General features: G+C 65.2%; 25 protein-coding genes. 15 read left to right on the top strand and 10 right to left on the bottom strand.

Going from position 1 to position 26,580, the window contains the following annotated elements:
• Positions 1-108: 108 nt before the first annotated feature.
• From tyrS to Q0602_RS24130, 3 genes are all read right to left on the bottom strand, one after another.
• The gene (gene tyrS / locus Q0602_RS24140) at positions 109-1,308 is read right to left on the bottom strand and encodes a tyrosine--tRNA ligase (protein WP_298848694.1); all 1,200 of its coding nucleotides are present in this window, start codon (positions 1,306-1,308) and stop codon (positions 109-111) included.
• A gap of 110 nt (positions 1,309-1,418) precedes the next feature.
• Entirely contained in the window at positions 1,419-2,552 is a 1,134-nt protein-coding gene (locus tag Q0602_RS24135) for a PilT/PilU family type 4a pilus ATPase (protein ID WP_295039968.1), read from the bottom strand.
• Positions 2,553-2,586: 34 nt separating this feature from the next.
• Entirely contained in the window at positions 2,587-3,621 is a 1,035-nt protein-coding gene (locus Q0602_RS24130) for a type IV pilus twitching motility protein PilT (protein ID WP_298848690.1), read from the bottom strand.
• 40 nt (positions 3,622-3,661) lie between these two features.
• Here Q0602_RS24130 and Q0602_RS24125 point away from each other — a divergent pair, with 40 nt between their 5' ends.
• The 5 genes from Q0602_RS24125 to metW all read left to right on the top strand — a co-directional run bounded on the left by Q0602_RS24125 (position 3,662) and on the right by metW (position 7,799).
• Positions 3,662-4,375 (top strand): YggS family pyridoxal phosphate-dependent enzyme, encoded by a 714-nt coding sequence (locus tag Q0602_RS24125; RefSeq protein ID WP_298848689.1) that lies wholly within the window; start codon positions 3,662-3,664, stop codon positions 4,373-4,375.
• Between the two features lie 40 nt (positions 4,376-4,415).
• The gene (proC, locus tag Q0602_RS24120) at positions 4,416-5,255 is read left to right on the top strand and encodes a pyrroline-5-carboxylate reductase (RefSeq protein WP_298848686.1); all 840 of its coding nucleotides are present in this window, start codon (positions 4,416-4,418) and stop codon (positions 5,253-5,255) included.
• A gap of 41 nt (positions 5,256-5,296) precedes the next feature.
• A complete protein-coding gene (locus Q0602_RS24115; protein ID WP_110601313.1) occupies positions 5,297-5,887 on the top strand; it encodes a YggT family protein in 591 nt (196 codons plus the stop codon).
• Positions 5,888-6,045: 158 nt separating this feature from the next.
• A complete protein-coding gene (locus Q0602_RS24110; protein ID WP_298848684.1) occupies positions 6,046-7,203 on the top strand; it encodes a homoserine O-acetyltransferase in 1,158 nt (385 codons plus the stop codon).
• On the top strand, positions 7,203-7,799 hold the full coding sequence (gene metW, locus Q0602_RS24105) for a methionine biosynthesis protein MetW (RefSeq protein ID WP_295039981.1): 597 nt from the start codon (positions 7,203-7,205) through the stop codon (positions 7,797-7,799). The genes Q0602_RS24110 and metW overlap by 1 nt, the downstream gene beginning before the upstream one ends.
• On the opposite strand, the gene sfsA is transcribed toward metW, so the two are convergent.
• Entirely contained in the window at positions 7,796-8,557 is a 762-nt protein-coding gene (sfsA, locus tag Q0602_RS24100) for a DNA/RNA nuclease SfsA (protein WP_298848683.1), read from the bottom strand. The genes metW and sfsA overlap by 4 nt on opposite strands.
• A gap of 272 nt (positions 8,558-8,829) precedes the next feature.
• Between sfsA and dksA the strand changes: the two genes are divergently transcribed.
• The 10 genes from dksA to Q0602_RS24050 all read left to right on the top strand — a co-directional run bounded on the left by dksA (position 8,830) and on the right by Q0602_RS24050 (position 17,796).
• The gene (gene dksA, locus Q0602_RS24095; protein ID WP_149437079.1) at positions 8,830-9,267 is read left to right on the top strand and encodes an RNA polymerase-binding protein DksA; all 438 of its coding nucleotides are present in this window, start codon (positions 8,830-8,832) and stop codon (positions 9,265-9,267) included.
• A 113-nt stretch (positions 9,268-9,380) separates the two neighbouring features.
• Complete coding sequence (gene gluQRS / locus Q0602_RS24090; RefSeq protein ID WP_298848682.1) at positions 9,381-10,283, top strand: tRNA glutamyl-Q(34) synthetase GluQRS; 903 nt, start codon at positions 9,381-9,383, stop codon at positions 10,281-10,283.
• Between the two features lie 431 nt (positions 10,284-10,714).
• Positions 10,715-10,978 (top strand): hypothetical protein, encoded by a 264-nt coding sequence (locus Q0602_RS24085; protein WP_298848680.1) that lies wholly within the window; start codon positions 10,715-10,717, stop codon positions 10,976-10,978.
• A gap of 370 nt (positions 10,979-11,348) precedes the next feature.
• Positions 11,349-12,788, top strand: coding sequence for a polynucleotide adenylyltransferase PcnB (pcnB, locus tag Q0602_RS24080; protein WP_298848678.1), 1,440 nt, complete (start codon positions 11,349-11,351; stop codon positions 12,786-12,788).
• Positions 12,781-13,278, top strand: a complete 498-nt coding sequence (folK, locus tag Q0602_RS24075) for a 2-amino-4-hydroxy-6-hydroxymethyldihydropteridine diphosphokinase (RefSeq protein WP_295041391.1) — start codon at positions 12,781-12,783, stop codon at positions 13,276-13,278. Before pcnB ends, folK begins: the two co-directional genes overlap by 8 nt.
• 173 nt (positions 13,279-13,451) lie before the next feature.
• Complete coding sequence (gene panB / locus Q0602_RS24070; protein WP_298848675.1) at positions 13,452-14,243, top strand: 3-methyl-2-oxobutanoate hydroxymethyltransferase; 792 nt, start codon at positions 13,452-13,454, stop codon at positions 14,241-14,243.
• A complete protein-coding gene (gene panC, locus Q0602_RS24065) occupies positions 14,243-15,121 on the top strand; it encodes a pantoate--beta-alanine ligase (protein WP_298848673.1) in 879 nt (292 codons plus the stop codon). Before panB ends, panC begins: the two co-directional genes overlap by 1 nt.
• Positions 15,114-15,602: a GNAT family N-acetyltransferase gene (locus Q0602_RS24060; protein WP_298848671.1), complete on the top strand. Its 489-nt coding sequence runs from the start codon at positions 15,114-15,116 to the stop codon at positions 15,600-15,602. Before panC ends, Q0602_RS24060 begins: the two co-directional genes overlap by 8 nt.
• A gap of 49 nt (positions 15,603-15,651) precedes the next feature.
• Positions 15,652-16,608 (top strand): type I pantothenate kinase, encoded by a 957-nt coding sequence (gene coaA, locus Q0602_RS24055; RefSeq protein ID WP_295041147.1) that lies wholly within the window; start codon positions 15,652-15,654, stop codon positions 16,606-16,608.
• A 162-nt stretch (positions 16,609-16,770) separates the two neighbouring features.
• Complete coding sequence (locus Q0602_RS24050) at positions 16,771-17,796, top strand: acyltransferase (RefSeq protein ID WP_298848669.1); 1,026 nt, start codon at positions 16,771-16,773, stop codon at positions 17,794-17,796.
• Between the two features lie 65 nt (positions 17,797-17,861).
• Here Q0602_RS24050 and pnp read toward each other — a convergent pair whose 3' ends face one another.
• From pnp to Q0602_RS24020, 6 genes are all read right to left on the bottom strand, one after another.
• Positions 17,862-19,991: a polyribonucleotide nucleotidyltransferase gene (pnp, locus tag Q0602_RS24045; RefSeq protein ID WP_298848667.1), complete on the bottom strand. Its 2,130-nt coding sequence runs from the start codon at positions 19,989-19,991 to the stop codon at positions 17,862-17,864.
• Positions 19,992-20,205: 214 nt separating this feature from the next.
• A complete protein-coding gene (locus Q0602_RS24040) occupies positions 20,206-21,783 on the bottom strand; it encodes an aldehyde dehydrogenase (NADP(+)) (RefSeq protein WP_298848665.1) in 1,578 nt (525 codons plus the stop codon).
• Between the two features lie 153 nt (positions 21,784-21,936).
• Positions 21,937-23,445 (bottom strand): tripartite tricarboxylate transporter permease, encoded by a 1,509-nt coding sequence (locus Q0602_RS24035; protein WP_295040674.1) that lies wholly within the window; start codon positions 23,443-23,445, stop codon positions 21,937-21,939.
• A 34-nt stretch (positions 23,446-23,479) separates the two neighbouring features.
• On the bottom strand, positions 23,480-23,980 hold the full coding sequence (locus Q0602_RS24030; RefSeq protein WP_298848662.1) for a tripartite tricarboxylate transporter TctB family protein: 501 nt from the start codon (positions 23,978-23,980) through the stop codon (positions 23,480-23,482).
• A 106-nt stretch (positions 23,981-24,086) separates the two neighbouring features.
• Positions 24,087-25,031, bottom strand: a complete 945-nt coding sequence (locus tag Q0602_RS24025; RefSeq protein ID WP_298848660.1) for a tripartite tricarboxylate transporter substrate binding protein — start codon at positions 25,029-25,031, stop codon at positions 24,087-24,089.
• 111 nt (positions 25,032-25,142) lie between these two features.
• A complete protein-coding gene (locus Q0602_RS24020) occupies positions 25,143-26,498 on the bottom strand; it encodes an enolase C-terminal domain-like protein (protein WP_298848657.1) in 1,356 nt (451 codons plus the stop codon).
• Between the last annotated feature and the right edge of the window lie 82 nt (positions 26,499-26,580).

The raw sequence follows: 26,580 nt of genomic DNA, 5'->3' as shown, positions 1-26,580 counted from the left end.
CTCTCCCTCAGCCAACCTCCAGATACCACAACGCCCGCGCAGGGCGGGCGTTTCGGATATCGACAAGAATCGAGCGACAAGACAAGTCTCACTGCGTTCAAGGTGACGCTAGTTCAAGATGACGCGCGCGTAACGCTTCTTGCCGGCCTGGATCACATAGCGCTTGCCGGTCTCGAGCATCAGATCCTTGGCCGCGACCTCCCCGTCGACCTTGACCCGGCCGTTACTGAGCATATCCTTGGCCTGGGCACTGTTGTTGGTCAGGTTGGCGCGGTTGAGCACGGCCGCGATCGGCGCCTGGGGAGCGCCCTCGAAATCCACCTCCACTTCCGGCAGATCGTCGGGCAGCTCCCCCTCCGCCAGCTGATTGCCCGCGGAGCGGTGCGCATTGGCTGCCGCTTCTTCGCCGTGATAGCGCGTGATCAGTTCCCGTGCCAGGGTCATCTTGATGTCGCGCGGATTGGCTCCCTGCTCGATCTCACGACGAATCGCCTCGATCTCGTCGTTGGACTTCAGCGACAGCAGCTCGAAGTAGCGCCACATCAGGCTATCCGGCATCGACACGATCTTGTTGAACATCACCCCGGGCGACTCGTCGACGCCGATATAGTTGTTCAACGACTTGGACATCTTCTGCACACCATCCAGCCCTTCGAGCAGCGGCATGGTAATGACGACCTGAGGCTCCTGGCCGAAGTGCTTCTGGACTTCGCGCCCCATCAGCAGGTTGAACTTCTGGTCAGTTCCACCCAGTTCGATATCCGCCTTCAGTGCGACCGAATCGTAGCCCTGCACCAGCGGATAGAGAAACTCGTGGATCGAGATCGACTGGCCGGCGCGATAGCGCTTCTCGAAGTCATCGCGCTCGAGCATGCGCGCCACGGTGGACTGCGCCGAGAGTTCGATCATGTCGGCCGCCGACATCTCGCCGAACCACTCGGCATTGAAGCGCACTTCGGTCTTGTCGGGATCGAGAATCTTGAAGACCTGTTCGCGGTAGGTCTGGGCGTTGGCCTTGACCTCTTCCTCGGTGAGCGGCTTGCGCGTCACGTTCTTGCCGGTGGGATCGCCGATCCGGCCGGTGAAGTCGCCGATCAGGAAGATCACTTCGTGGCCGAGATCCTGGAACTGGCGCATCTTGGTCAGCAACACGCTGTGCCCCAGGTGCAGGTCGGGAGCCGTGGGGTCGAAGCCAGCCTTGATCCGGAGCTTGCGACCGGATCCGAGCTTTTTCACCAGCTCATCTTCGATCAGAATCTCCTGCGTGCCGCGCTTGATCAACGCCAGCGCTTCATCGACCTCGGCCATCGTGTCCGTCTCCCTTACCAACGCTATCGAGCTTGAAAGGCGGCAATCTTAGCATGAGTCTTCGGTCATCGTTGATCGGCGACACCGACGCCGGGTCAGGACACTTCCGGTCACTCATCCTCGATCAGCGAGAACTTCGCGCCATCATCGCTCCTGTCACCGGCGTCCCGGCGTTCGCCATACTTGATCAGCATGCGTAGATCGTTGGCCGAGTCGGCGTGAGCCAGCGCCAGGCTCTCGCTGATGTCCCCGCGGCGGAAGAGCTCGTAAAGCGCCTGATCGAAGGTCTGCATGCCCTGCTCCCGGGAGCGCCGCATCAGATCCTTCAATTCGGCCACCTCGCCACGGCGGATCAGTTCGCTGATCAACGGGGACTTGAGCAGCACCTCGGTCGCGACACAGCGTCCGTCGCCATCCTGGCGCGGCAGCAGTCGCTGGGCGACCACGGCGCGCAGATTGAGCGACAAGTCCATCCCTATCTGCTCCTGGCGGGACGGCGGAAACAGGCTGAAAATGCGCTCGACGGCCTGATCGGCGCTATTGGCATGAAGCGTGGCCAGACACAGATGCCCGGTTTCGGCAAAACTGAGCGCCAGCTCCATGGTGTCGCGGCTTCGTATCTCGCCGATCATGATGACGTCCGGCGCCTGGCGCAGCGCGTTCTTCAGCGCGACCTCGTAGGATTCGGTATCGATGCCCACTTCCCGCTGATTGATGATGCCGCGCTGGTGCGGGTGCATGTATTCGATAGGATCTTCGATGCAGATGATATGGCCGCCGACCGTGCGATTGCGGTGCTGGATCATCGAGGCCAGCGTCGTCGACTTGCCGCTGCCGGTTCCGCCCACCACCAGTACCAGCCCGCGTCGAATGGAAGCCAGCGTCCCCGTCACCTCCGGCAGGCCCAGCGACTCGAGGTCGGGAATGTCGAAAGCGATTCGTCGAACGACCATCGCCGGCTGGCTGCGCTGGTAGAAGGCGCTGACACGAAAGCGCCCCTTGCCGCTCAGGCTCAGCGCGAAATTGGCCTCGTGTTCCGCCTCGAAGGTCTCTCGCCGCCCCTGAGGCAGAGCAATGGCCACCAGCTCGCGCACCTGATCCGGCTGCAGTGGCACGTCACCCAGCGCCACCAGCTTGCCATCCAGTTTCAGGCAGGGCGGCGCACCGGTGGAGATCAGGAGGTCCGAAGCCTGCTTGGCCAGCATGATATCGAGAAGTTGCTCAAACCACTGGGAGGGTGTCATGTCGTGTCCTGGTACCTGAATCCGGAGCGCGAACTCACTGGTCGAGCCCGGCGCGCGATTTGGCGTGGGCTTCCTGACGCGTCACCACACCACTGGCCACCAACTGGGAAAGCGCCGCATCCAGTGTCTGCATCCCCAGGCTACCGCCGGTCTGAATCGCCGAGTACATCTGCGCGACCTTGCCCTCCCGGACCAGATTGCGAATCGCCGACGTCGCCACCAGGATCTCGTGAGCGGCGACGCGCCCACCGCCCTCACGCTTGAGCAGCGTCTGCGAGATCACCGCCTGCAGCGACTCGGACAGCATCGAGCGCACCATGCCCTTCTCGTCGCCGGGAAAGACATCGATGATCCGGTCGACGGTCTTGGCCGCCGATGTCGTGTGCAGGGTGCCGAACACCAGGTGGCCGGTCTCGGCTGCCGTCAGCGCGAGCCGGATGGTTTCCAGATCCCTGAGCTCGCCCACCAGAATGACGTCGGGGTCTTCGCGCAGGGCCGAGCGCAGAGCCGGTGCAAAGCCCTTGGTATCGCGATGCACTTCACGCTGGTTGATCAGGCAGCGCTTGCTTTCGTGTACGAACTCGATCGGATCCTCGATGGTGAGGATGTGTTCCTGGCGGTTGCTGTTGATGTAGTCGATCATCGCCGCCAGGGTCGTCGACTTGCCGCTGCCGGTCGGCCCCGTGACCAGCACCAGGCCTCGCGGCAACATCGACAGGCGCCGGAAGACATCGCCCAGCCCGAGATCATCGAGCGTCAGCACGTTGCTGGGAATGGTGCGGAAGACCGCACCGGCGCCGCGCCCCTGAGTGAACGCATTGACACGAAAGCGGGACACGCCGGTGACCTCGAACGAAAAGTCGGTTTCGAGCGCAGCCTCGAAATCCCGACGCTGTCGATCGTTCATGACATCATAGATCAGGCGCCGAACCTGGCTGTCGTCGAGCGCGGGCACATTGAGACGACGCATGTCGCCATCGACCCGAATCATGGGTGGCAGTCCGGCCGACAGGTGCAGGTCCGAAGCGTCGTGCTTTGCCGAGAACGCCAGCAGTTCGGTAATATCCATGGGTTTTTATTCGATCCCCTGCGTAAGGTCGCCATCCAGTATGCCAGAAGCATCGGTGTCCGAGTCTCTATCCAGCGCCCGCGAGCGCCTCGAGGCGGCGCTGCGGGCGGCCGGGCGGCCGTCAGACGGCGCACGCCTGCTTGCTGTCAGCAAAACCAAGCCAGCAAATATGCTGCGCCAGGCCTATGCCGCCGGTCAACGCGCCTTCGGCGAGAACTACCTGCAAGAAGCCCTGGAAAAGCAGCGGGCGCTGGCCGACCTCGACGACATCGAGTGGCATTTCATCGGTGCACTGCAGTCGAACAAGACCCGCGACGTCGCCGAGCATTTCAACTGGGTGCATGGCGTCGACCGGGAGAAGATCGCCCGCCGCCTCTCCGAGCAGCGCCCGCCGGCACTGGGACCCATCGATCTCTGTCTGCAGCTCAACGTCAGCGGCGAAGCCAGCAAGGCGGGGGTCGACATCGACGACCTGCCGGCACTCGCCGAGTCTCTGCTGGCACTTCCCAACCTTCGCTTGCGGGGCCTGATGGCGTTACCGGCGCCCAGTGAGGACAGAGATCGGCAGCGTCACGCATTCCGCCAGGTCGCCACCGCGCTGGCCGAGTTGCAGCGCCGCTTTCCCGAAGCCCCCCTGGATACCCTGTCGATGGGCATGAGCGGCGATCTGGAGGCCGCCGTCCTGGAGGGCGCCACCATCGTTCGCCTGGGCACCGCCATCTTCGGCAGCCGCCCGCCGCCGCCCGGGAGCTGACGACATCGCCCCGTTTCCGACCGACCCCAAGGACCCAGTCATGACCGACTCGCCCAACGCCAGCCGCATCGTCTTCATCGGTGCCGGCAACATGGCCAGCGCCATCTTCGGCGGGATGCTAGAAGGCGGCTACCCCGCCGATGCCATCGTCGCCACGTCACGCAGCCAGGAAAAGCGCGATGCCATCGGTCAGCGCTATGGCATTCGCACGATGCAGGATAACCTGGCCGCGGTCGGGGAAGCGGACGTCGTCGTCCTCGCCGTCAAACCGCAAATGATGCGCGATCTCTGCCTGTCGCTACGGGATAGCGTTCAGGCCCGTCGGCCTCTCGTCATTTCGGTGGCGGCCGGGCTCGATGCCGCGACCCTGGACGCCTGGCTGGGGGGCGATCTGGCTCTGATCCGCTGCATGCCCAATACGCCCTCGCTGGTCGGCGAGGGCGCGAGCGGCCTGTACGCCAACGACCGCGTCAGCGCCGCCGAACGCCAACTCGCGACCGACCTGCTGGAGTCGGTGGGTCTGGTCGAGTGGGTGGAGGACGAAGCCCAGATCGAGGCCGTGACTGCCATCTCCGGCAGCGGCCCGGCCTACTTCTTCCTGTTCATGGAGTCGCTGGAGGCCGCCGGGATAGCGTTGGGCCTGGCGCCCGAGAGCGCCCGCCGACTGGCATTGCAGACCGCCTTCGGCGCCGCCAAGATGGCGCGGGAGAGCGAATTCGACCCCGCCGAGCTGCGTCGGCGTGTCACCTCCCCCAACGGCACCACCGAGCGCGCGATCCACACGTTCGAGGAGGCAGGTCTGGCCGAGATCGTGAGCCGCGCGACCCACGCCTGCGCGGAGCGCGCCCGGGAGCTGTCGAGCGAGCTGGGTCAGAACTGAACGAGCCGGAATGGAATCCGCCGAATCACTAGGAGAACGTAATGGGCAGTAATCTTGGAAGCGCCGGCCTGATGCTGGTCAACACGCTGGTCAACATCTATCTGTTTGTGCTGATGCTGCGCTTTTTGCTGCAATTCTCGCAGGCGGACTACTACAACCCGATGAGCCAGGGGATCGTCAAGGCGACCCAGCCGGTGGTCGCGCCGGTTCAGAAGATCCTGCGGCCCGTCGGGCGTATCGACATCGCCACGCTGTTCGTGGGTTTCCTGCTCAAGGTGATCGTGATCACCGCCATCTTCCAGATTGCGGGTTTCGGCATGCCTCCGCTGCAGGGCCTGCTGCTGGCGGGGATCGCAGGCGTGCTCAACGCGATTCTCAAGATCTACTTCTTCGCCCTGATCATCATGATCATCCTGAGCTGGGTGGCACCCCGCGCCAGTCATCCGGGTGCACTGCTGGTGATGCAGATCGTCGAGCCGATCATGGCCCCGGTGCGCCGCGTGATACCGCCGCTGGGCATGATCGACCTATCGCCGATCGTGGTGTTCATCGCCATCAATCTGCTCGATAGCGTCGTCGTCGGCTCGTTGGCCCGTGCCGCCGGCCTGCCGGGCGCTCTGGTCGGCTTCTGAGCCACGCCGGCCGCCTCCGCCGCCAGTCCCGCGCTCTATCACGGTCCGCGCCAGCAGCAGGTCTCGGATCGTCGACGAGCGGCGGCTGGCGGCGTCCGGGCACACACCGATGTCAATCGGCCACGTGCCCTCGCTGAACCTGGAGACTATCCCGCTTCATGTCCGCTTCCTTTCCGTCCGACTCCGTCGGCCTGGTCACACCGCAGACCGCGACATTCGAGTCGCCGCTGGCCCTGGCCTGCGGCAAGACCCTCGAACGCTTCGAGCTGGTCTACGAGACCTACGGCACGCTCAATGCCGAGCACAGCAACGCGGTCCTGATCTGTCACGCCCTTTCCGGCCATCACCATGCCGCGGGCTTCCACAGCGCCGACGAGCTCAAGCCCGGCTGGTGGGACGCCTACATCGGCCCCGGCAAGGTGATCGATACCGACCGCTTCTTCGTCGTCTCGCTCAACAACCTCGGCGGTTGCCACGGCAGCACCGGCCCTAGCAGCGTCGATCCGCAAACCGGCCGCCAGTGGGGTCCCACGTTTCCGGTCATGACGGTGGCGGACTGGGTCCACAGCCAGGCACGCCTGGCCGACCAGCTCGGCATCGAACGCTTCGCCGCCGTGGTGGGTGGCAGCCTCGGAGGCATGCAGGCGATGCAGTGGACGATCGCCTATCCGGAGCGCGTCGCCAACGTGGCGGTGATCGCCGCGACCCCGCGACTGTCGGCGCAGAACATCGCCTTCAACGAAGTGGCCCGCCAGGCGATCCGTTCGGACCCCGATTTCCACGACGGCTGGTACGCCGACCACGGCGCGATTCCCAAGCTGGGCCTGAAGCTGGCCAGGATGATCGGCCACATCACCTACCTGTCCGAGCACTCGATGGGCTCGCGCTTCGGCCGCGACCTGCGCAGCGACCAGCTGAACTTCGGCTACGACGTCGAGTTCCAGGTGGAGTCCTACCTGCGCCACCAGGGTGATACCTTCTCGACCCGCTTCGATGCCAACACCTACCTGTTGATGACCAAGGCGCTGGACTACTTCGACCCCGCGGGACAGCACGACGGCGACCTGGCAGCCGCGCTGGCACCGGCAGCATGCCCTTTTCTGGTCGTCAGCTTCACTACCGACTGGCGTTTCGCCCCGGCCCGCTCGCGGGAACTGGTCAATGCCCTGCTGCGAGCCGGCAAGGCGGTCAGCTACGTCAACGTCGACTCCCCCCACGGGCACGACGCCTTCCTGCTGCCCAACGACCAGTACGAGTCGGTTTTCGGCAGCTTCATGCGGCGCATCGATGCCGAGCTCAACGGAGGGACGAACTGATGCGCGCGGATCTCGAACTGATCTACGACTGGGTGCCCGAAGATGCCCGCATCCTCGACCTGGGCTGCGGCGACGGCACGCTGCTGGCGGCGCTCGCGCGCCACAAGAACGTCACCGGCTACGGCCTCGAGATCGATCCGGAAGGGATCTCGGCGTGCCTGACCAAAGGCGTCAACGTGCTCGAGCAGAATCTCGACGACGGCCTGGGCAATTTCGTGGACGATGCCTGCGACCTGGTGATCATGACCCAGGCGCTGCAGGTCCTGCGCCGCCCGGACGCCATGCTGGACGAAATGCTGCGGGTGGCCCCGGAGTGCATCATCGCCTTCCCCAACTTCGCTTACTGGAAGCACCGGCTCCACCTGACGCTCCGTGGTCGCATGCCGGTCTCGCGCTCCCTGCCCCACGCCTGGTACGACACGCCCAACATCCACCTGTCGACGTTCCGGGACTTCGCCAACCTGTGCCGCGACAAGGGCGTCACCATCGTCGACGAGGCCGTCGGCAGCGCCGAACACGAGGGACACTGGTCATCGAGGCTCTGGCCCAACCTGTTCGGCGAGACGGCGATCTTCCGGGTCCGGCGCGGGCGTTAACGCGACTCGCCGCCGGCGGGTTGCCAGCGCCGTTCGAGATTCACGGCCAGGCGGCGATCCAGCATCACCGCCGCGGGCCGCCCCTGCACCCACGCCAGCCGGCAACCGTAGGCCAGCACCTCGACGCCACGCTCGGCGACCGCCTGGAGCGTGCGTGCGTATGCGGGATCGAGATGCGCCGCCGGCGCCACGTCGTCGATACCGGTGTGCGCCGCGCAGAACAGCAGCACCCCGCGGTGGCCCTGGGCAACCAGCTCGGCCAGCACCTCGAGATGACGGCGTCCACGCTCGCTGACCGAATCGGGAAAATAGCCATGTCCGTCGCTCTCCTTGAGCGTCACCTGCTTGACCTCGACGAAGGTGTCGCGCCCCTGCGCCTCTCCCAAGCGGAAATCGAGCCTGGCCCCCTCGACGCCGGCCTCTCGCTTGAGCTCGGCGAAGCCGGCGAGCTCCGGCACGAGACCGCCGCGCAGCGCCTCCTCGACCAGCGCATTGGCACGCCCGGTGTGCACCGACACGAGGTCGACGCCACCCGCCCCGTCGGGCAGTTCGATCAGCTCCCAGGTCCAGGACAACTTGCGGGCGGGATTGGTGCTCGGCGACACCCAGACACGGCAACCGGGGACATTGACGGCGCGCATCGAGCCGGTATTCGGACAGTGCGCGATGACCTCGCGGCCGTCGTCGAGCTCGATATCGGCCAGGAAACGCTTGTAGCGCCTCAACAGCGTGCCAGGGAGAAGAGCGGGATAGTTCATGGAGTACTGATATCCAGAAAGCCAGAAAGACGAGTGCCAGGAGAGATTCGGTCCAGAGAGACGACAGTCGCGGCATCGCCCACCCGGCGGATGCCAGCCCGATTCCCCGGGTTTCACTAACCGGGGATGAGAAAAATAAAGCGCCCATTCGGTTGCAAAGCGGCAACTTTTTCGCTAAATAAGCATGGCTTCGGGCAGTGGCAGACGCTGCCCCCGGCCGATACTCGGCCAGATCACACGCGTCACGACACTTGCGTAACGAGGCAGCCCCCATGCCAGTAGCGGAAAAGAAAACGGAAGCGCCCAGTCAATTCACCCCGTACCAGCCGGCGCCGGGTGAAGAGTATATGAATGACAAACAACTTGCGCATTTCCGTGAGATCCTTCTGGGCTGGAAACAGGATCTGATGGAAGAGGTCGACCGTACGGTTCGCCACTTGCAGGAAGAAGCCAACAACTTCGCAGACCCCGCTGATCGCGCCACGCAGGAAGAGGGATTCAGCCTGGAACTGCGCACGCGCGATCGCGAGCGCAAGCTGCTCAAGAAGATCAATGAAACGATCGAGAAGATCGACGAGGAAGACTACGGCTTCTGCGAGGCCTGTGGTGTCGAGATCGGCATTCGCCGCCTCGAGGCTCGCCCCACGGCGACGCTCTGCGTCGACTGCAAGACGCTGGCCGAGCTCAAGGAGAAGCAGCTCGGCGGCTGAACGGCCTCGGTTGCCATAGATGTGTGACGGGCACCTCCAGCGGTGCCCGTCTTGCGTTTCGCGCTATCCTCGCGTCATCCGGCACTGCCATGTCCCACGTCACGAGCCGCCTCATGACCACTGCGCCACCCTCTGCCTCGGGCTATATCGGCCGTTTCGCGCCCACGCCCTCCGGCCCGCTCCACCTGGGCTCCCTGGTGGCGGCGCTGGGCAGTTGGCTGGATGCCAGAGCAGCCGGCGGTCGATGGCTGCTGCGCATCGAGGACATCGACCCGCCACGCTGCCCTCCAGGCGCCGTCGACCAGATCCGCCGTCAGTTGGAAGCGTTCGGCCTGGAGTGGGACGGGGAGATCCGCCATCAGAGCGCCCGCGGAGCCGCCTATCAGGCGGCGCTGGACCGTCTGGTCGCTGACCGGATGGCCTACCCCTGTGGCTGCTCGCGACGCGAGTGGCAGCAGCATGGTCATTACCCCGGCTGGTGCCGCCATGGCTCGCTTCACCCCGGGCGCCCCCAGGCCTGGCGACTGAGGACCGACAAGGGCATCCAGCCGGTGTGCTGGCAAGATCGCCTGTTCGGACGCCAATGCCTGGACCCGACCTTCCAGGGCGACGTGGTCATCAGGCGCAAGGATGGCCTCTGGGCCTATCAACTCGCGGTGGTGGTCGACGACGCGGAGCAGGGCATCACCGATGTGGTTCGCGGCTTCGACCTGCTCGACAATACCCCCTGGCAGCGACAGCTCCAGGTCGCACTGGGCTATCCCGAGCCGCGCTATCTCCACCTGCCACTGATCCTGGGCGAGGATGGCCAGAAGCTGTCCAAGCAGAATCTCGCGGCCGCCATTCCCCACGATGGCGCTCTGGCCCGCCCGGTACTCCATCAGGCGCTGAAACTGCTGGGGCAGGCGCCATCCTCCGCGCTGCGCCAGGCTGAGATATCCACTCAGTTGGCACACGCTCTCGAGCACTGGTCCCCCGACCTGATGACCGCGATCCCGGGTCAACGGCCGGAGTGAGCCCCGATACACAGCCCCGATACGAAGCCCCATGCAAAACCCCTACGCGCCCCCTTACGCAACCCCCCTGTACAGAGCTCCTCGTCGCCCCCTGCCTGGCGGTCGACGCGTGTCGCTCAGCGCCGCCAAAACGGCTTCTTCCTTCGATTGAAGACTATTGTCTAAGCGAAACTCGCGCCGTTTTGCGCCACCCTGTCGCCATTGCGCAGAAGGGGCGCACCACAATTACGCATGACGCGCAGCAGATGCCCCCTTATGAACCATCTGGATTCCCCCATGGACGTCGCCATACGATGGCCAGCATGGAGAAGGATTCGCAAGAAATTGATTTCCTTAAAAAAAACAAGGAGTGGCACGGCACGTGCTGTAACTAAAACAAGAAAAATAACAGCGGGTATCCGATCAAGCCCAATAACAACAGACGGATCGGAATGACTCCCAACGCCGACAACAACAACAAGGCGGCAATCAACCTAGGAAGGCAAATCGCCATCGGCCCCCAACAACAACACTGGCCAAGGGCGAACGAGGACACGAACAACAACAATCGTTCTCGAGCCGACGCAAAATCAGGACGCGACGCTCTTCACCAACGAGGCAACAACAACAAGCCTCCTCGTGATCTGGAGACTTCCCGGAACAACGACAACAACCGGGAAAGGGCATTGCCTGTCGTGGTTGGATTATTGTTTTGAATACGAGGTGGTCGCTACACACAGCATGGCTGATAACGACAAGCCAGTGACTGCACGCTCGTTCAGCGACTGTGGTGCGTATTCAAGGCGATGCGCCATCACGAACAAGAAGAAGCGGCATGGACGTTGCGAAGCATCCTTGCAGGGGGAGGCCCATCGGGTCTCCCCTTTTACTGTGCCCGTCGACCCTGCTCGTCCCCTCGTGGAATGAGGTCACGGCAGATGTCGGCACGACCCACCCCGGCATGATCCCCCATGGCGAAGCCTGTACCGAGCCTTTGGATCGCCCCCTCGTCTCCCCATTGCCTTTGCAAGCCTTCTGGCCTCCGCTACACTGGGGTTTTGCTACCTCGCGAGTCGATTTCGCCGCATGTTCAAAGGATTTTCCCGTTTTCTCCAGCGTCCCGGTGAACGTTTAAAGACTTTCTTCGGCCCGGAATCCGCTCAGGCGGCCGAAGAGACCACGACCACCCGACAAGTCCTTCCTCGCGACGAACACAACGTCTCGCGTCAGAATCTCAGCGAAAGCGCTCTCAAGGTACTGTATCGACTCAATGGCGCCGGCTACGACGCCTACCTGGTCGGTGGTTGCATTCGGGACTCCCTGCTCGGCAACCGGCCCAAGGATTTCGACGTCGCCACCAACGCGACACCGGACGAGGTGCGTCAGCTATTTCGCAACTCCCGTATCATCGGCCGGCGCTTCCGTATCGTTCACGTCCGCTTCGGGCGCGAGGTGATCGAGGTCACGACCTTTCGCGGACGGCATGGCGAGGAGCACGCGGGCAATCACAGCCAGCAGTCGGACGAAGGCCTGCTGCTGCGCGACAACGTCTGGGGTAGCGTCGAGGAGGATGCGATTCGTCGCGACTTCACCGTCAACGCGCTCTACTACAGCGTGACCGACTTCGCCATCCATGACTGGACCGGCGGTCTACAGGACCTGGACGATCGCGTGCTCCGTCTGATCGGCGATCCGGAAACCCGTTATCGCGAGGATCCGGTGCGTATGCTGCGCGCCGCGCGTTTCGCCGCCAAGCTCGACTTCCGGATTGAAGAAGGTACCGAGGCACCGATTCGCGAGTTGGCCCCGCTGCTGCTGCAGATCCCGCCGGCGAGGCTGTTCGAGGAAGTGCTCAAGCTGTTCCTCTCCGGGCACGCGCTGCAGAGCTTCCGGGTGCTGCGTGATCATGGCCTGTTCGCGATGCTGTTCCCCGAGAGCGACGAAGTCCTCGACGAGCACCCCTGGGCGGTCAAGCTGGTCGAGCAGGCGCTGACCAACACCGATGCGCGGATCGCCCAAGATCGACCGGTCACGCCTGCCTTCCTGTTTGGCGCCCTGCTGTGGCCCTGCGTCCAGCAGCGCACTCCGCGCATCGCCCACGAGCAGGACCTGCCGGACGTCCCGGCTCAGCAGGCCGCCGCGCAGCAGGTCATCAGTCGTCAGTTGCAACATACCTCGATCCCCAAGCGCTTCAGCATCCCGATGCGCGAGATCTGGGATCTTCAGCAGCAACTCCCGCGCCGACGCGGCCGTCGGGTGTTCCAGACACTGGAACATCCGCGTTTCCGCGCCGCCTACGACTTCCTGCTGCTGCGCGAGGAAGCCGGCGAGCTGGCCCCAGGCCTGGGTGCCTGGTGGACCGAATTCCAGCAGGCGGACGAGGAGGGGCAGCGCCAGCTACTCGCCAACGACACCGGCGGCGGCAACGGCAATCCGGCGGGAACGAGTCCCAAACCCCGCCGTCGACGCCCGCGCAAGCGTCGGCGGCCGACCAACAAGCCGATACCGCCGACGCTGGATGACTGACCACCGACGCTTCGCCCTGGCCTATGTCGGCCTGGGCAGCAACCTGGAGTCGCCCCGTGACCAACTGGCGCGGGCAGTGTCGGCACTGGCCTCGCTACCGGTGAGCGAGCGCGTTGCCGTCTCCTCTCTCTACGCCAGCGCTCCGGTCGGCCCCCAGGATCAACCCGATTTCGTCAACGCCGTCGTCGCCGTGCGCACTCGACTCTCGCCGCTGGCGCTGCTCGACCAGCTCCAGGCGATCGAGCAGCGCCATCGCCGTGTGCGGCATCGCCACTGGGGGCCCCGGACGCTGGATCTGGACCTGCTGTGGTACGCGGGCCTCACTTGCCACTCCCCTCGTCTCACCCTGCCCCATCCGGAGATGATGCATCGCCGATTCGTGCTGGAACCCCTGGCTGAAATCGCGCCGACGCTCTCCCTCGGCGGCGAGCTGCCGGGGAGTCTGGCAAACAGGCTGGAAGATCAGACGCTGCACCGTCTGCCGGCGTGAACCCTCGGCATGCCGCCAATGTCGTGTTGCGTCTGGTGGGCAACTCACTACACTCTGCTCCGCATCGCCCTGTCGGGCATGATGGATGGGCTCGCGCCCTGGTCGCGAGCCGCAGGTCGGAGCCTTCGTCAACGCCGTAGCGAGCAGGGCTCGGCGCGATTGGGAGAGAGAGCATGAAGCGCGTTACCCTGGACACGTTGCGCGACTGCAAGGCGCGCGGCGCGGCGTTCAGCTGTCTGACCGCGTACGATGCCACGCTGGCGCGTTGCGCCGATACCGCCGGTATCGATGTGCTGCTGGTCGGCGACTCGCTGGGCATGGTATTGCAGGGACACGCCAGCACCCTGCCCGTCACCCTGGAAGACATCCGCTATCACACCACCTGCGTGGCACGGGGCAAGCAGCGAAGCCTGCTGATGGTCGATCTCCCGTTCATGAGTAACGCCGATATCGGTCAACTGCTGCGCGACGCGGGTGAGCTGATGCGCGCCGGCGCCGAACTGATCAAGATCGAGGGCGAAGCCTGGATGGCCGACGGCATCCGCGAACTCACGCGCCGTGGCGTTCCCGTCTGCGCCCATCTCGGGTTGACCCCGCAGAGCGTCCACCAGCTCGGCGGGTTCAAGGTTCAAGGCAGGGCCGCCGATGCGGCCCAGCGCATCGTCGACGATGCCCAGCGACTGGTCGAGGCCGGCGCCGCCGTCATCCTGCTGGAGTGCGTGCCCCGGGCCGTGGGCAAAGCGGTCAGGGACGCCGTCGCCGCGCCCGTCATCGGCATCGGTGCCGGCCCGGACGTGGATGGGCAGATCCTGGTCATGCACGACACGCTGGGGCTCAACAGTGGCTATGTGCCACGCTTCGTGCAGAATTTTCTACCCGGCCAGGAGAGTATCGAGTCGGCGTTCCGCGCCTATGACGAAGCGGTCAAATCCCGTCGCTTTCCGGCCGAGGAGCACTGTTTCTGATGCAGACGCTGCATGATATCGCGCCGCTGCGAGAGACCCTGCAGGCCCACCGAATGGCCGGGCGGCGCATCGCGCTGGTGCCGACCATGGGCAATCTCCACGCCGGCCACCTGGCCCTGGTCGAGCGGGCCCGAGGGCTCGCCGACGTGGTGGTCGCCACGCTGTTCGTCAACCCGCTGCAGTTCGGCGCCGGCGAGGACTTCGGCCAGTATCCGCGCACCCTCGAAAGCGACCGCGACAAGCTGGCGGCGCACGACTGCGATCTCCTCTTCGCCCCCGGCGTCGAGACGCTCTATCCCGGCGGACTCGAGACGCAGACCCAGGTCCACGTGCCGGACGTCTCCGAGGGGCTTTGCGGCGGCAGCCGCCTCGGCCACTTCGATGGCGTCGCGACGGTGGTTTCGCTGCTGTTCCACCTGGTGCAGCCGGACATCGCCTGTTTCGGCGAGAAGGACTTCCAGCAACTGGCCGTCATCCGCAAGCTGGTGGCCGACCTGCATTTCCCGATCGAGATCGTCGGCGTGCCGACCGTTCGTGCCGAGGACGGCCTCGCGCTGTCGTCACGCAACGGCTATCTCGGTGCCGACGACCGGGCTCTGGCGCCCGCCTTCCACCGGGAGCTGTCGCGCTGCCGCGATGCGCTGGCCAGTGGCCGAGCACCCGACGCCGCGCTCTCGGAGGCCAGGCAAGCGCTACAGGCATCCGGATTTCGAGTCGACTACCTGGAGATCCGCGGACCCGCCCTGGCTCCGTTCGATATCGCTCGCCATGCCGAAGGCCGCCTGCTGGGGGCGGTCTATCTGGGCTCGACGCGACTGATCGACAACCTGGCCGTCTCCTTGCCGCGTCCGGCCGGAAGCGGCATCCGCCATGGCTGACGACCGCTGGCGTCCGGCGCTGCCGACGGACCTTGCCCGCATCGCCGAATGGATCGGAACGGCACGGGCGCTGGAGCGCTGGGCTGGCCCCGGCCTGTCGTGGCCGACGAATGGCGCCAGGCTATGGCGGGAAATCGACGGCGGCGGCCTGCTCTCGTTCTGCCTCGTCTCCGGCAGCGAGCCACTCGCCTTCGGCCAGCTCGTCGTCAAAGGCGAGCGCCACTATCATCTGGCCCGCGTCATCGTGTCGCCATCGCGCAGACGCCAGGGGCTTGGCGAAGCGCTGTGCCGTCACCTGCTGGACGAAGCCCGCCAGCGCCGCGCCGAGCGCGTGACGCTCAACGTCTTCACCGACAACCAAGCGGCGATCGATCTCTATCGGCGACTGGGTTTCACCGATTGCGGCAGCGCCGATTCGCGTGGCATTCGCCCCATGCAACTGAGACAATTTGCCGCGAATGTCGACAATGACGTCCCCTAGCTCCTGCAGCGTACCGACCACGCGGCGGTTCGACAGTGAAAGAGACACGATGAATCAATTGAGACCGGACCCCTTCTCCCCGTATCAGTTCTACACGGCCGAGCAGTGGGCCGAATTTCGAGCCGATACGCCGCAGACGCTATCGGCGGAAGAGTTGCAGCGGCTGCGCTCGCTCAACGATCCGATCGACCTGGGCGAGGTGCGACGGATCTATTTGTCGCTGTCACGCCTGCTCTCCTCCTACGTCGAGGCGAGCCAGCGGCTGTACGCCCAGCGCAAACGCTTCCTGGACATCGACGACACCCAGAAGACGCCGTTCATCATCGGCATCGCGGGCTCCGTCGCGGTGGGCAAATCGACCACCTCGCGCATCCTCAAGGAGCTGCTGGCGCGCTGGCCGTCGAGCCCCAAGGTCGACCTGGTCACCACCGACGGCTTCCTCTATCCCAACGCCACGCTGCGCGACAAGGAGCTGATGGCCCGCAAGGGCTTCCCGGAGAGTTACGATATCGGCGCCCTGCTGCGCTTCCTGTCGTGGATCAAGGCCGGAGCCCGCAATGTCCGGGCGCCGCTCTACTCGCACCTGACCTACGACGTGCGCGATAGCGAATACCAGATCGTCGACCGCCCCGACATCCTGATCGTCGAGGGCATCAACGTACTGCAGGTCCGCGACCTCCCGGAAGACGGCAAGATGGTGCCGTTCGTCTCCGACTTCTTCGACTTCTCGATCTACATCGATGCCGAGGAAGCTCACATACACGACTGGTACCTGGAGCGCTTCAAGCTGCTGCGGCAGACCGCCTTCCAGAACGCCGATTCGTTCTTCCACCGCTATGCCCAGATCGACGAGCCGGCGGCGCTCGAGATCGCCGAAGGGCTGTGGCGTGACATCAACCGCCGCAACCTGCGCGAGAACATACTGCCCACGCGCCCACGCGCCGATCTGATCCTGCGCAAGGGTCGCGATCATCTGGTGGAGCAGGTGGCGCTGCGGAAGCTGTGAGCCGTGGCCGACCCGACGGGTCAGCGGTGACGCGGCAGAGAACCGGCGCGACAGGCTGCAAATAGAAACAGCGTTTTGTCATTTTGCGTAAGGGCATCGAACTTTTTCGGCATCCACCCTTCTCAAGAGGCGTCTTAGACTTCTGGGCAAGGACTCCGAGGGATGCTCATTTCGGTACAGGCGTTACGCGCCCTGGCGGCATGGATCGTCGTCTTCCACCACTTCATGCAGGTCTTCTTCAGCTTCGAGGCGGACAACTGGGTCGAGTACCTCTTCTCCACCCGCGGCCAGGTGGGTGTGGATATCTTCTTCGTCATCAGTGGCTTCATCATCTACGTCTCCAGCCGCGGCAAACGGCTTACGATGCCGCAGTTCCTGCTGCACCGGCTCGTCCGGATCGTGCCCGCCTACTGGCTCTATACGCTGATCACCGCCGCGATCATCTACTTCACCAGCAACGTCATGCCGGAGTACGGCCTGAGTCTCAAGGGCCTGATCATGTCGCTGTTTTTCCTGCCCACGGAGAACCCCGCCGGCTACGGCTACTATCCCATCCTGCCGGTGGGTTGGACGCTCAACTTCGAGATGCTGTTCTACGTGGTGTTCGCGGCCTCGCTGATGCTCAAGCGCGAATGGCGGCTCTGGAGCGTGGTGCTGGCGATCGTGGTCATCAATACGCTGTTTGCCCACCAGCCGTTCATCAGCAACTTCTACACCGACCCGATCATCTTCGAATTCCTGCTGGGCATGGGCATCGGCGCCATCTACAGACGCTACGGACTGCCCCAGGGACGCTGGTGGCCGATCGCGCTGGCGCTGGCCAGCAGCGCCACGATCCTCCATTTCAACGATCCGTCCGGTGCGCTGCGGTTCCTCGCCTGGGGTCTGCCGAGCGCGCTGCTGGTGGTCGCCTTCATCGGGATGGAGTCCCGTATCGGCAACAACCGGGTGTTCAAGGCGATGGGGGATTGGTCCTACTCCACCTACCTGCTGCATGTGATCGTGCTGTGGTCGGGCAACTACGTGCTGACCGAGCAGTTCGGCCTGGCCCCCTACCTGGCGCTGGCGATCTGCCTGCCCGTCATCGCGCTCTGCTCCTGGCTCAGCTACGAATTCGTGGAGAAGAAACTCTCCCGCCAGCTCAAGCGACGCCTGCCTGCGCCGCGCCCCCTAGCCGCCGCGGCATGAGCCGCCCATGAAAAACGCCCGGCCTGCATGGCGCAGACCGGGCGTTGGCGGTTACCGCCGGGGGATCACGCTTCGGTGACGAGGGTCGCCTCGAAGGCAGCCTTCTCTTCCGGGGTGATCTCCTTGATCGACAGCTTCACGCGATTGCGGTTGTCGATGTCGAGCACCTTGACCGTCACTTCCTGGCCTTCGCTAAGGTACTCCTTCACGTCGTTGACGCGCTCCGGCACGATCTGGGAGATGTGCACCAGACCGTCGGTACCCGGCATGAAGTTGACGAAGGCGCCGAAGTCGGCCAGGCGCACCACCTTGCCGCGATAGAGCTTGCCGATCTCGGCTTCGGCGGTGATGCCGAGCACGGTGTCGATGGCGCGCTTGGCCGCGGAACGATCCTCGGCGTAGATGCGGACGGTGCCGTCATCGTCGATATCGATCGACGCGCCGGTCTCTTCGCAGATGCCGCGAATCGTGGCACCACCCTTGCCGATGACGTCGCGGATCTTGTCCGGCGAGATCTTGATCGTCTGCATCGCCGGCGCATGGTCGGAAACCTCGTTGCGGCTCTCGGCGATCACGGCGTTCATCTTGTCGAGGATCTCGATACGAGCCTGGTGCGCCTGCTGCAGCGCCGTCTCCATGATCTCCTCGTTGATGCCCTCGATCTTGATGTCCATCTGCAGTGCGGTCACGCCGTTGGCGGAACCGGCCACCTTGAAGTCCATGTCGCCGAGGTGATCCTCGTCGCCCAGGATATCGGTCAGCACGGCGAAGCCGTCGTCGTCCTTGACCAGGCCCATGGCGATACCCGCCACCGGCGCCTTGATCGGGACCCCGGCATCCATCAGCGCCAGCGAGGAGCCACAGACCGACGCCATCGAGCTGGAGCCGTTGGACTCGGTGATCTCGGACACCACGCGGATGGTGTAGGGGAACTCGTCTTCGCCCGGCAGCATCGCCTGGATACCACGGCGCGCCAGGCGGCCATGACCGATCTCGCGACGCTTGGGGCCGCCCATGAAACCGGCTTCGCCGACGCTGTACGGCGGGAAGTTGTAGTGCAGCAGGAAGCGATCCTTGCGCTCGCCCTCCAGCGATTCGATCAACTGGGCGTCGCGCAGCGTGCCCAAGGTGGCGATGACCACGGCCTGGGTTTCGCCACGGGTGAACAGCGCCGAACCGTGGGTGCGCGGCAGTACGCCGACCTTGATGTCCAGCGGACGCACGGTCTTGTGGTCGCGGCCGTCGATACGCGGCTCGCCGGCGATGACACGACGCCGCACGGTGTGCTTCTCGAGACTGGCCAGGGCGCCACCGACTTCATCGGCGCTGAACTGCGGGGCGTCGCCGCCGGCCAGCTGCTCGATCGCCTTGGCGCGAATCTCGGCCAGCGCATCCTGGCGCGCCATCTTGTCGGTGATGCGATAGGCTTCACCCACGGCGGACTCGAAGCTGCCGGCGACGGCTTCCTTGAGCGCCACGTTGGCGGCGGCCGGCTGCCAGTCCCACTTCGGCTTGCCGGCTTCGTCGACCAGCGACTTGATCGCGTCGATCGCGACCTGCATCTCCTGGTGGGCGTAGAGCACGCCGCCCAGCATTTCGTCCTCGGTCAGCTCCTGGGCTTCGGACTCGACCATCAGCACGGCCTTGTCGGTACCCGCCACCACCATGTTGAGCTCGGAGGTGGCCAGCTCTTCCACCGTGGGGTTGAGGAAGTAGCCGCGCGATTCGGTGAAGCCGACACGCGCCGCCCCGATGGGGCCGCTGAATGGCAGGCCGGAGATCGCCAGCGCGGCGGACGTACCGATCATCGCGGCGATATCGGGATCCTGGTTGCGATCGGCGGAGAGCACGGTGCAGATGACCTGCACTTCGTTCATGAAACCTTTCGGGAACAGCGGACGGATCGGACGATCGATCAGACGCGAGGTCAGCGTCTCCTTCTCGGTCGGACGGCCTTCGCGCTTGAAGAAGCCACCCGGGATCTTGCCCACGGAGTAGGTCTTCTCCTGGTAGTGCACGGAGAGCGGGAAGAAGTCCTGGCCGGGCTTGAGGTCCTTGCGTCCGACCACGGTACACAGCACCACGGTGTCGTCCATGGTGACCAGCACAGCGCCGGTGGCTTGGCGCGCAACGCGCCCGGTTTCTAGGGTGACGGTACTCGAACCGTACTGGAACGTGGTCTGAACCGGATTCACGGGCTTTCCTTTACTTGTCGAATTCATATGGGGTCTTTTGACTCGGCGCTCATTCTAGGCGTTCGAGCGGGATAGAGCTACCGGTGGGCGACCTTGGTCCCATGCTCCCCGGCACGGCGAGAGGCTGTCCGAAACGCCAAGACCCCCGCTCGGAAGCGGGGGTCTTGGGATTGTCACTACCGGGTCGCCGACCGGCGACCCGGCCAGCGGCGAGTTACGCCTCGCGCTTGCCGTCGACCAGGCGTCGCAGCTTCAGCGGATTGGCGTGCTTGACCGCTGCCGGCAGCAGCGCATCCGGCAGATCCTGATAGCAGACCGGACGCAGGAAGCGGAAGATCGCCGCCGTGCCCACGGAGGTGGTGCGCGAATCCGACGTCGACGGGAACGGCCCGCCGTGAACCATGGCATCGCACACTTCCACCCCGGTCGGCCAGCCGTTGACCATCACCCGACCCGCCTTGCGCTCGAGGATCGGCAGCAGCGCGCGGGCGGCCTCCAGGTCGGCGTCGTCCATCTGCAGGGTCGCGGTGAGCTGCCCTTCCAGATGTTCGGCGACCCGCTCGAGTTCGGCGGCATCGGCACACTCGACCACCAGCGACGTGGCGCCGAAGACTTCGCCCTGAAGTGCCTCGTCGGAGAGGAAATCCTGCGCCGAGGTCACAAACAGGCCGGTCTGACACTGGTTGGGGCCTTCGCCCTTCTGGCCTCGCGCCACTTCCCTCGCCTTGCCGCTACCCGCCAGGGCGCCGACGCCATTCTCGTAGGCCTCGAAGATGCCCGGCGTGAGCATGGTCTGGGCGGCACTGCCCTGGACCGCTGCGCTGGCCGCCGCGACGAAGGCATCCAGCTCCGGCCCCTTGAGCGCGATCACCAGCCCAGGGTTGGTGCAGAACTGGCCGGCGCCCATGTTGAGCGAGCCGACGAACGCCTTGCCCATCTCCTCGCCGCGCGCCTTCAGCGCCGCCGGCAGCGGGAACACCGGGTTGATCGAGCTCATCTCGGCATAGAACGGGATCGGCTCGGGGGGCGACTGGGCCGCCTGCCACAGCGCCAGGCCGCCGCTGCGCGAGCCGGTGAAGCCCGCCGCCTTGACCCGCGGATCGGTGACCAGCGCGGTGCCGACTTCACGGCCGGAGCCGTACATCAGCGAGAACACGCCTTCCGGCAGGTCGCACTTCTTGACCGCGGCCTGGATCGCACGACCCACCAGCTCGCTGGTGCCGGGGTGGGCGCCATGGGCCTTGACGATCACCGGGCAGCCGGCGGCCAGGGCGGAAGCGGTATCGCCGCCGGCCACGGAGAACGCCAGCGGGAAGTTGCTGGCACCGAACACCACCACCGGGCCCAGCGCGATGTGACGCTGACGCAGATCGACCCGCGGCATCGGCTGACGGTCCGGCAGCGCCGGGTCGACGCGTACGTCGAGCCACTCGCCGGCCCGCACGGTCTTGGCGAACAGGCGAAGCTGGCCGCAGGTGCGCCCGCGCTCGCCCTGGATGCGTGCCTGGGGCAGGCCGGATTCGGCCACGGCGCGCTCGATCAGATCGTCACCGATCGCTTCGATCTCGTCGGCGATCGTCTCCAGAAACTTGGCGCGATCCTCGAGCGAGGTCTCGCGGTAGCCGTCGAAGGCGCTCCAGGCCAGTTCGCAGGCACGATCGACTTCGGTCTGAGTGCCACCGGGATAGCTCGGTTCGAGGCGCTCGTTGGTGGCCGGATTGATCGCCTGGATCGGATCGCGGCTGCCCTTGACGGCCTGCTGGCCGATCAGCATTTCACCTGTCAGTTTCATCTTGCCTCCTGCAGTGATGGTGGATACTCATTCATCTTGCGACCGGGGCCGGCATCAACCCGCCCTGGTCGCCACGGCGTCCCGCTCGGCAAACCTGTGTCTGTCGCCTAGATTGCCGACTCGCGCCGTGTCATTCATCGGAGTGGACAACCGTCACGAGGACGCGTTCGATTCGGTGCGGCGATTGCCACGATAGTTCTGCCAGAGCGTCAGTGCCAGCAACCCCACCGCGATCACCAGGAACGTCAGGCTGATCGGCCGGGTGAAGAATGGGGTCCAGTCGCCCTGGAAAGCCTGCAGCCCGCGCCGCAGGTTGGACTCCGCGATCGGCCCGAGAATCAGCCCCAGGATGACCGGTGCGGTGCCGAAATCATAGCGGTTGAGGAAATAGCCCAGCACCCCGAAACCCAGCATCAGATAGAGATTGAACACATCGCCATCGACGCCGTAGACGCCGATGAAGCAGAACACCAGGATCGCCGACAGCAGTTGCTTGCGCGGCACCATCAGCACCCGAATGAACAGCTTGATGCCCAGGCACATGATCAGCAGCATGAAGACGTTGGCGACCAGATAGGCCAGGAAGATGCCGTAGACCGTGCCGCTCTGGTCATCGAACAGTAGCGGGCCAGGCGTGATGCCCTGAATCATCAAACCGCCCAGCAGCACGGCCGTTGCCGCCTCGCCGGGAATGCCCAGCGCCAGCGTCGGTATCAGTGCGCCGCCCAGCAGCGCATTGTTGGCGCTCTCCACCGACACGATCCCCGGGGCGTGCCCGGTACCGAACTTTTCGGGAGATTTCGAGAAACGCCTCGTCTGATCATAGGCGACCAGGGAAGCGATGCTGCCACCGGCGCCGGGTATCGGCCCGACGATGGACCCGGACAGGATACCGGCCACGACCGCTTTCCAGTGGCGCAGCGTTTCCAGAAAGCGGGGACGCGCGATATCGATGCGGTGCGTGCTCTCCTCGAGGCGCTGGTGCGGATCGTACTCGAAGGCATCCTTGAGCACCTGGGAGACGGCAAACAGCCCGATCAGTGCCGGCAGCAGGTTGATCCCGGTCAGCAGCGACAGCTGGTCGAACGTGAAACGTCCCACCCCGGTGATGGGGTCGGTGCCGATGGTCGAGGCGAAAAAGCCGATCAGCCCGGCGATCAGCCCCTTCAACAGCGACTTGCCGGCAACCGAGGCGATGATCACCAGCCCGAAGATGCTCAGTGAGAAATACTCCGCCGCGCCGAAACGCAGCGCGAACTCCGCGATCGGCGGCGCCAGCAGGCTGAGGATCACCATGCTGGCGACACCGCCGAAGAACGAGGCAACGATCGCCAGCCCCAGCGCGCGACCGGCCTCGCCTTTCTGGGCCATCGGAAAGCCGTCGAACGTGGTCGCCACCGACGAGGGCGTGCCGGGGATGTTGAGGAGGATGGCAGGGATCGACCCGCTGGCACCGGCTCCGCACAGCGCGCCCAGCAGCATGCCGATGCCCATCACCGGCGGCATGCCGAAGGTCACCGGCAGCAGCAGCGCGATGGCCATCGCCGAGGTCAGCCCGGGCAGCGCGCCCATGATGATACCGAGCAGGGTGCCACCGGCGATCGCCAGCAGCGTGCCGACCTGCAGCACCATGCCCAACCCATCGAGATATCCGGAAATCATGTCTTGCTCCTAAATCACCTGCCGACGCTGCCACTCACTCCGGCAGCGGAATCTCGAAGAGATCGGTGAAGACGTAATAGATCGCCACCGCGAGCACGATCGCGAAGATCACCGCACCCACCAGCGATTTCACCCGCTGCGAGGCGTTCAGTTCGCGCCAGGCACCGCTGGCGAACAGCAGCCCGATGACACAGCAGAAGGCGAACACCGCCGTGCTGGGTATGTACCCCAGCGGCTCGAACAGCAGGATGTAGACGACGGTGAGGCCCACGATCCACAGCCACTGCATGACCCCTCGCCGGTTGGCGGGCCGCGACCCGCCGGACGGCGCGGCGCCTCGCCACTCGCGCACGTCCTTGACCAGACAGGGAATGGCGAACAGAAAGATCATCGCCGAGATCAGTTTGGGAAAGAACGCCGGCGAGAGATCGCCGACGATCTCGATGTCGGGCAACGCCATCGCACCGGCGAAAGCCGCCGCCGACGCGATCAGCAGCAGAAGATCGAAAATCGGCTTACCGATATCACGTTCCATGGATTCAGACTCCAGCGCCTCGGCCAGGAAGAGGGACGGTCGCCGTGCGACCCTGTCGACTGGCCGGACAGCGCGGGCGAGTGCGCCGCGCTGCCCGGCCCGCACGCTACTTCGCCAGATCGCCGGCCGCTTCGCGCATCACCTCTGCGGACTGGTCGATGAACGCATCGAGCTCATCGCCGTAGAGCGGAGAGACCTGCGTGCCGAGGTTCCCGGCGGTCTCTTCATAGGAGCCGTCGGCGACGATCTGCTTGATCGCCTCGACCCACCGCTTCTCGACGTCGGCAGGCAGCCCCTTGGGCGCCGCGATGCCGCGCCATACCGTCAGCGTCAGGTCGTAGCCCTGCTCCTGGAAGGTGGGCACGTCCGGCAGCGAATCGCTACGTTCGGCGTAACTCATCGCCAGCGCCTTCAGGCGGCCGGATTGCAGCGCCGAGCGCAGTTCGGCGCCGCCCAGCACGACGGCATCGACATGGCCGCCCATGGCGGCGGAGATCGCCTCGGAGCCGCCGGGATAGGGAATGATGTTGAACTCGGCACCGGTCCGGTTGGCCATGGCCACGGCGGCGATGTGCGCGGAGGAACCGACGCCGGAGACCCCCACCTTGATGGTGGTGCCGGAGGTGGCCGCGTTCACCAGATCCTCGAGATTGGCGTACTGGCTGTCACCGCCGACCGCGATCACGTAGGGCTCCTCGATCACCTTGGCGATAAAGTCGAAATCGGTGTGCTTGAAGGGAACGTTGCCCATCGCCTCCAGCGTCAGCATGGCGTTGCTGGCGGCCAGCAGGGTGTAGCCGTCGGCCTTCGAGGCCACCGCACGCGACATCCCCACGGCACCGCCGCCGCCGGGAATGTTGCGGATGACCAGATCCTCGCCGAGCTGCTTCTCCAGCAGCGGCTGCAGCGCGCGCACGAAGGTGTCGTTACCGCCACCCGCGGAGAACGGCACGATCATGTCGATGCTCTTGGTGGGGTAGTCGTCGGCAAGCGCCGACCCGCCGACCACCATCGCGGCGGCCAAGGTCAGCGTGCTCAGTAGCTTTTTCATTATCGGCTCCTTCGGTTCTTCTCTGGATGTCTTGTCTTTCGCGCGTGCTGAATGTCTTGTCTTTCGTCTTACTCGTCTTGCGCGCGTGAAGTGAGGCCCAGCCCGGCCGCCTCAGCGAACCAGCGCCGGCCGCTTGGGATCGAACTGCCAGCCCTCGATCAGGTACTGCATCGCCATGGCATCGTTGCGGCCACCGGCCGGCAGGCTGCGGTAGAGCGCATTGGCCTGCTCGACCTGGGCCATGTCGATCTCGACGCCGAGTCCCGGAGCGTCAGTGACCGCGACCCTGCCATCGACGATCCGCGGCGGATTGCGGGTCAGCCGGGCGTCGCCCTCCTGCCAGATCCAGTGCGTGTCCAGCGCCGTGGTACGACCGACGGCCGCCGCCCCGACCTGGGCGAACATCGCCAGCGAGATATCGAAGTGATTGTTGGAGTGCGAGCCCCAGGTCATGCCGTGGTCCTGGCACAGCTGGGAGACGCGCACCGCGCCGGACAGCGTCCAGAAGTGCGGATCGGCCAGCGGAATGTCCACCGAGCGCAGCATCAGCGCATGGGCCATCTCGCGCCAGTTGGTGGCGACCATGTTGGTCGCCACCGGCAGCCCGGTGGCATGGCGGAATTCGGCCAGGATCTCGCGCCCCGAGAAACCCTGTTCCGCCCCGCAGGGATCCTCGGCATAGGCGATGACCCCATGCAGGTTCCGGCACAGCCGGATCGCCTCGTCGAGCGACCAGGCGCCGTTGGGATCGATGGTCGTGCGCGCCTCGGGGAAGGCGTCGTGCAACGCGGTGACGGCCTCGATCTCCTGCTCCCCCGGCAGCGCGCCGCCCTTGAGCTTGAAATCCCGGAAGCCGTAGCGGTCCTGCGCGGCGCGAGCGAGCTCGACGATGCGCTCTGGCGTCATCGACGCCATGTCGCGCTGGCGATACCACTCGTGGCTGAGATCGCCGTTGCCCCCGCCCTCGGTACGCTCGCGATAACCGAGCGGCGTCTTCTGGCCGTCGCCGACGAAGAACAGATAGCCCAGCACCTCGACGCTGTCGCGCTGCCTGCCGTCACCCAGCAGCTCGGCCACCGGTACGTCGAGGAACTTGCCAAGCAGGTCGAGCAGCGCCGCCTCCAGCGCCGCCACCGCATTGATGCGCAGTTCGAAGGTCCAGGAGCCCTTGCCGAAATCCTCGAAATCGGCACCGCGACCGGCGGAGTGCAGCGATGCCACCATCGATCGCAGCTTGCCGATGGGCTGCCCCACGACCAGCGGTCGCGCCTGCTCCAGGGATTGCTGGATGGTATCGCCGCCCGGCGCCTCGCCGACGCCGACATGCCCGGCACTGTCCTCGAGGATGACCAGGTTGCGGGTGAACCAGGGAGAGTGGGCGCCACCGATATTGAGCAGCATGCTGTCGCGGCCGGCGACCGGCATCACCTTCATGTTCGTGATGGTTGGCGTGCCGTGGCTCGGCATAGGAAGTCTCCGTCGAGGCGATGAACGCGGGGGGACCGGGCTGGCGTCGCCGGCCTGCCCGTCGCCGGGCCGGCCCGGAGGC

Source organism: uncultured Salinicola sp. (assembly GCF_937921195.1).
Taxonomy (GTDB): Bacteria; Pseudomonadota; Gammaproteobacteria; order Pseudomonadales; family Halomonadaceae; genus Salinicola.
This window is presented reverse-complemented; position numbering and strand designations above follow the sequence as displayed.

Coding starts and splice junctions, on each gene's coding strand:
- Q0602_RS24135 (WP_295039968.1), bottom strand. CDS start 2,552: ATGACACCCTCCCAGTGGTTTGAGCAACTTCTCGATATCATGCTGGCC.
- sfsA (WP_298848683.1), bottom strand. CDS start 8,557: ATGAACTATCCCGCTCTTCTCCCTGGCACGCTGTTGAGGCGCTACAAG.
- Q0602_RS24110 (WP_298848684.1), top strand. CDS start 6,046: ATGTCCGCTTCCTTTCCGTCCGACTCCGTCGGCCTGGTCACACCGCAG.
- Q0602_RS24085 (WP_298848680.1), top strand. CDS start 10,715: ATGACTCCCAACGCCGACAACAACAACAAGGCGGCAATCAACCTAGGA.
- gluQRS (WP_298848682.1), top strand. CDS start 9,381: ATGACCACTGCGCCACCCTCTGCCTCGGGCTATATCGGCCGTTTCGCG.
- coaA (WP_295041147.1), top strand. CDS start 15,652: ATGAATCAATTGAGACCGGACCCCTTCTCCCCGTATCAGTTCTACACG.
- metW (WP_295039981.1), top strand. CDS start 7,203: ATGCGCGCGGATCTCGAACTGATCTACGACTGGGTGCCCGAAGATGCC.
- Q0602_RS24115 (WP_110601313.1), top strand. CDS start 5,297: ATGGGCAGTAATCTTGGAAGCGCCGGCCTGATGCTGGTCAACACGCTG.
- panB (WP_298848675.1), top strand. CDS start 13,452: ATGAAGCGCGTTACCCTGGACACGTTGCGCGACTGCAAGGCGCGCGGC.
- Q0602_RS24035 (WP_295040674.1), bottom strand. CDS start 23,445: ATGATTTCCGGATATCTCGATGGGTTGGGCATGGTGCTGCAGGTCGGC.
- Q0602_RS24060 (WP_298848671.1), top strand. CDS start 15,114: ATGGCTGACGACCGCTGGCGTCCGGCGCTGCCGACGGACCTTGCCCGC.
- Q0602_RS24130 (WP_298848690.1), bottom strand. CDS start 3,621: ATGGATATTACCGAACTGCTGGCGTTCTCGGCAAAGCACGACGCTTCG.
- Q0602_RS24025 (WP_298848660.1), bottom strand. CDS start 25,031: ATGAAAAAGCTACTGAGCACGCTGACCTTGGCCGCCGCGATGGTGGTC.
- pcnB (WP_298848678.1), top strand. CDS start 11,349: ATGTTCAAAGGATTTTCCCGTTTTCTCCAGCGTCCCGGTGAACGTTTA.
- tyrS (WP_298848694.1), bottom strand. CDS start 1,308: ATGGCCGAGGTCGATGAAGCGCTGGCGTTGATCAAGCGCGGCACGCAG.
- Q0602_RS24020 (WP_298848657.1), bottom strand. CDS start 26,498: ATGCCGAGCCACGGCACGCCAACCATCACGAACATGAAGGTGATGCCG.
- Q0602_RS24040 (WP_298848665.1), bottom strand. CDS start 21,783: ATGAAACTGACAGGTGAAATGCTGATCGGCCAGCAGGCCGTCAAGGGC.
- proC (WP_298848686.1), top strand. CDS start 4,416: ATGACCGACTCGCCCAACGCCAGCCGCATCGTCTTCATCGGTGCCGGC.
- Q0602_RS24125 (WP_298848689.1), top strand. CDS start 3,662: ATGCCAGAAGCATCGGTGTCCGAGTCTCTATCCAGCGCCCGCGAGCGC.
- Q0602_RS24050 (WP_298848669.1), top strand. CDS start 16,771: ATGCTCATTTCGGTACAGGCGTTACGCGCCCTGGCGGCATGGATCGTC.
- Q0602_RS24030 (WP_298848662.1), bottom strand. CDS start 23,980: ATGGAACGTGATATCGGTAAGCCGATTTTCGATCTTCTGCTGCTGATC.
- dksA (WP_149437079.1), top strand. CDS start 8,830: ATGCCAGTAGCGGAAAAGAAAACGGAAGCGCCCAGTCAATTCACCCCG.
- folK (WP_295041391.1), top strand. CDS start 12,781: ATGACTGACCACCGACGCTTCGCCCTGGCCTATGTCGGCCTGGGCAGC.
- panC (WP_298848673.1), top strand. CDS start 14,243: ATGCAGACGCTGCATGATATCGCGCCGCTGCGAGAGACCCTGCAGGCC.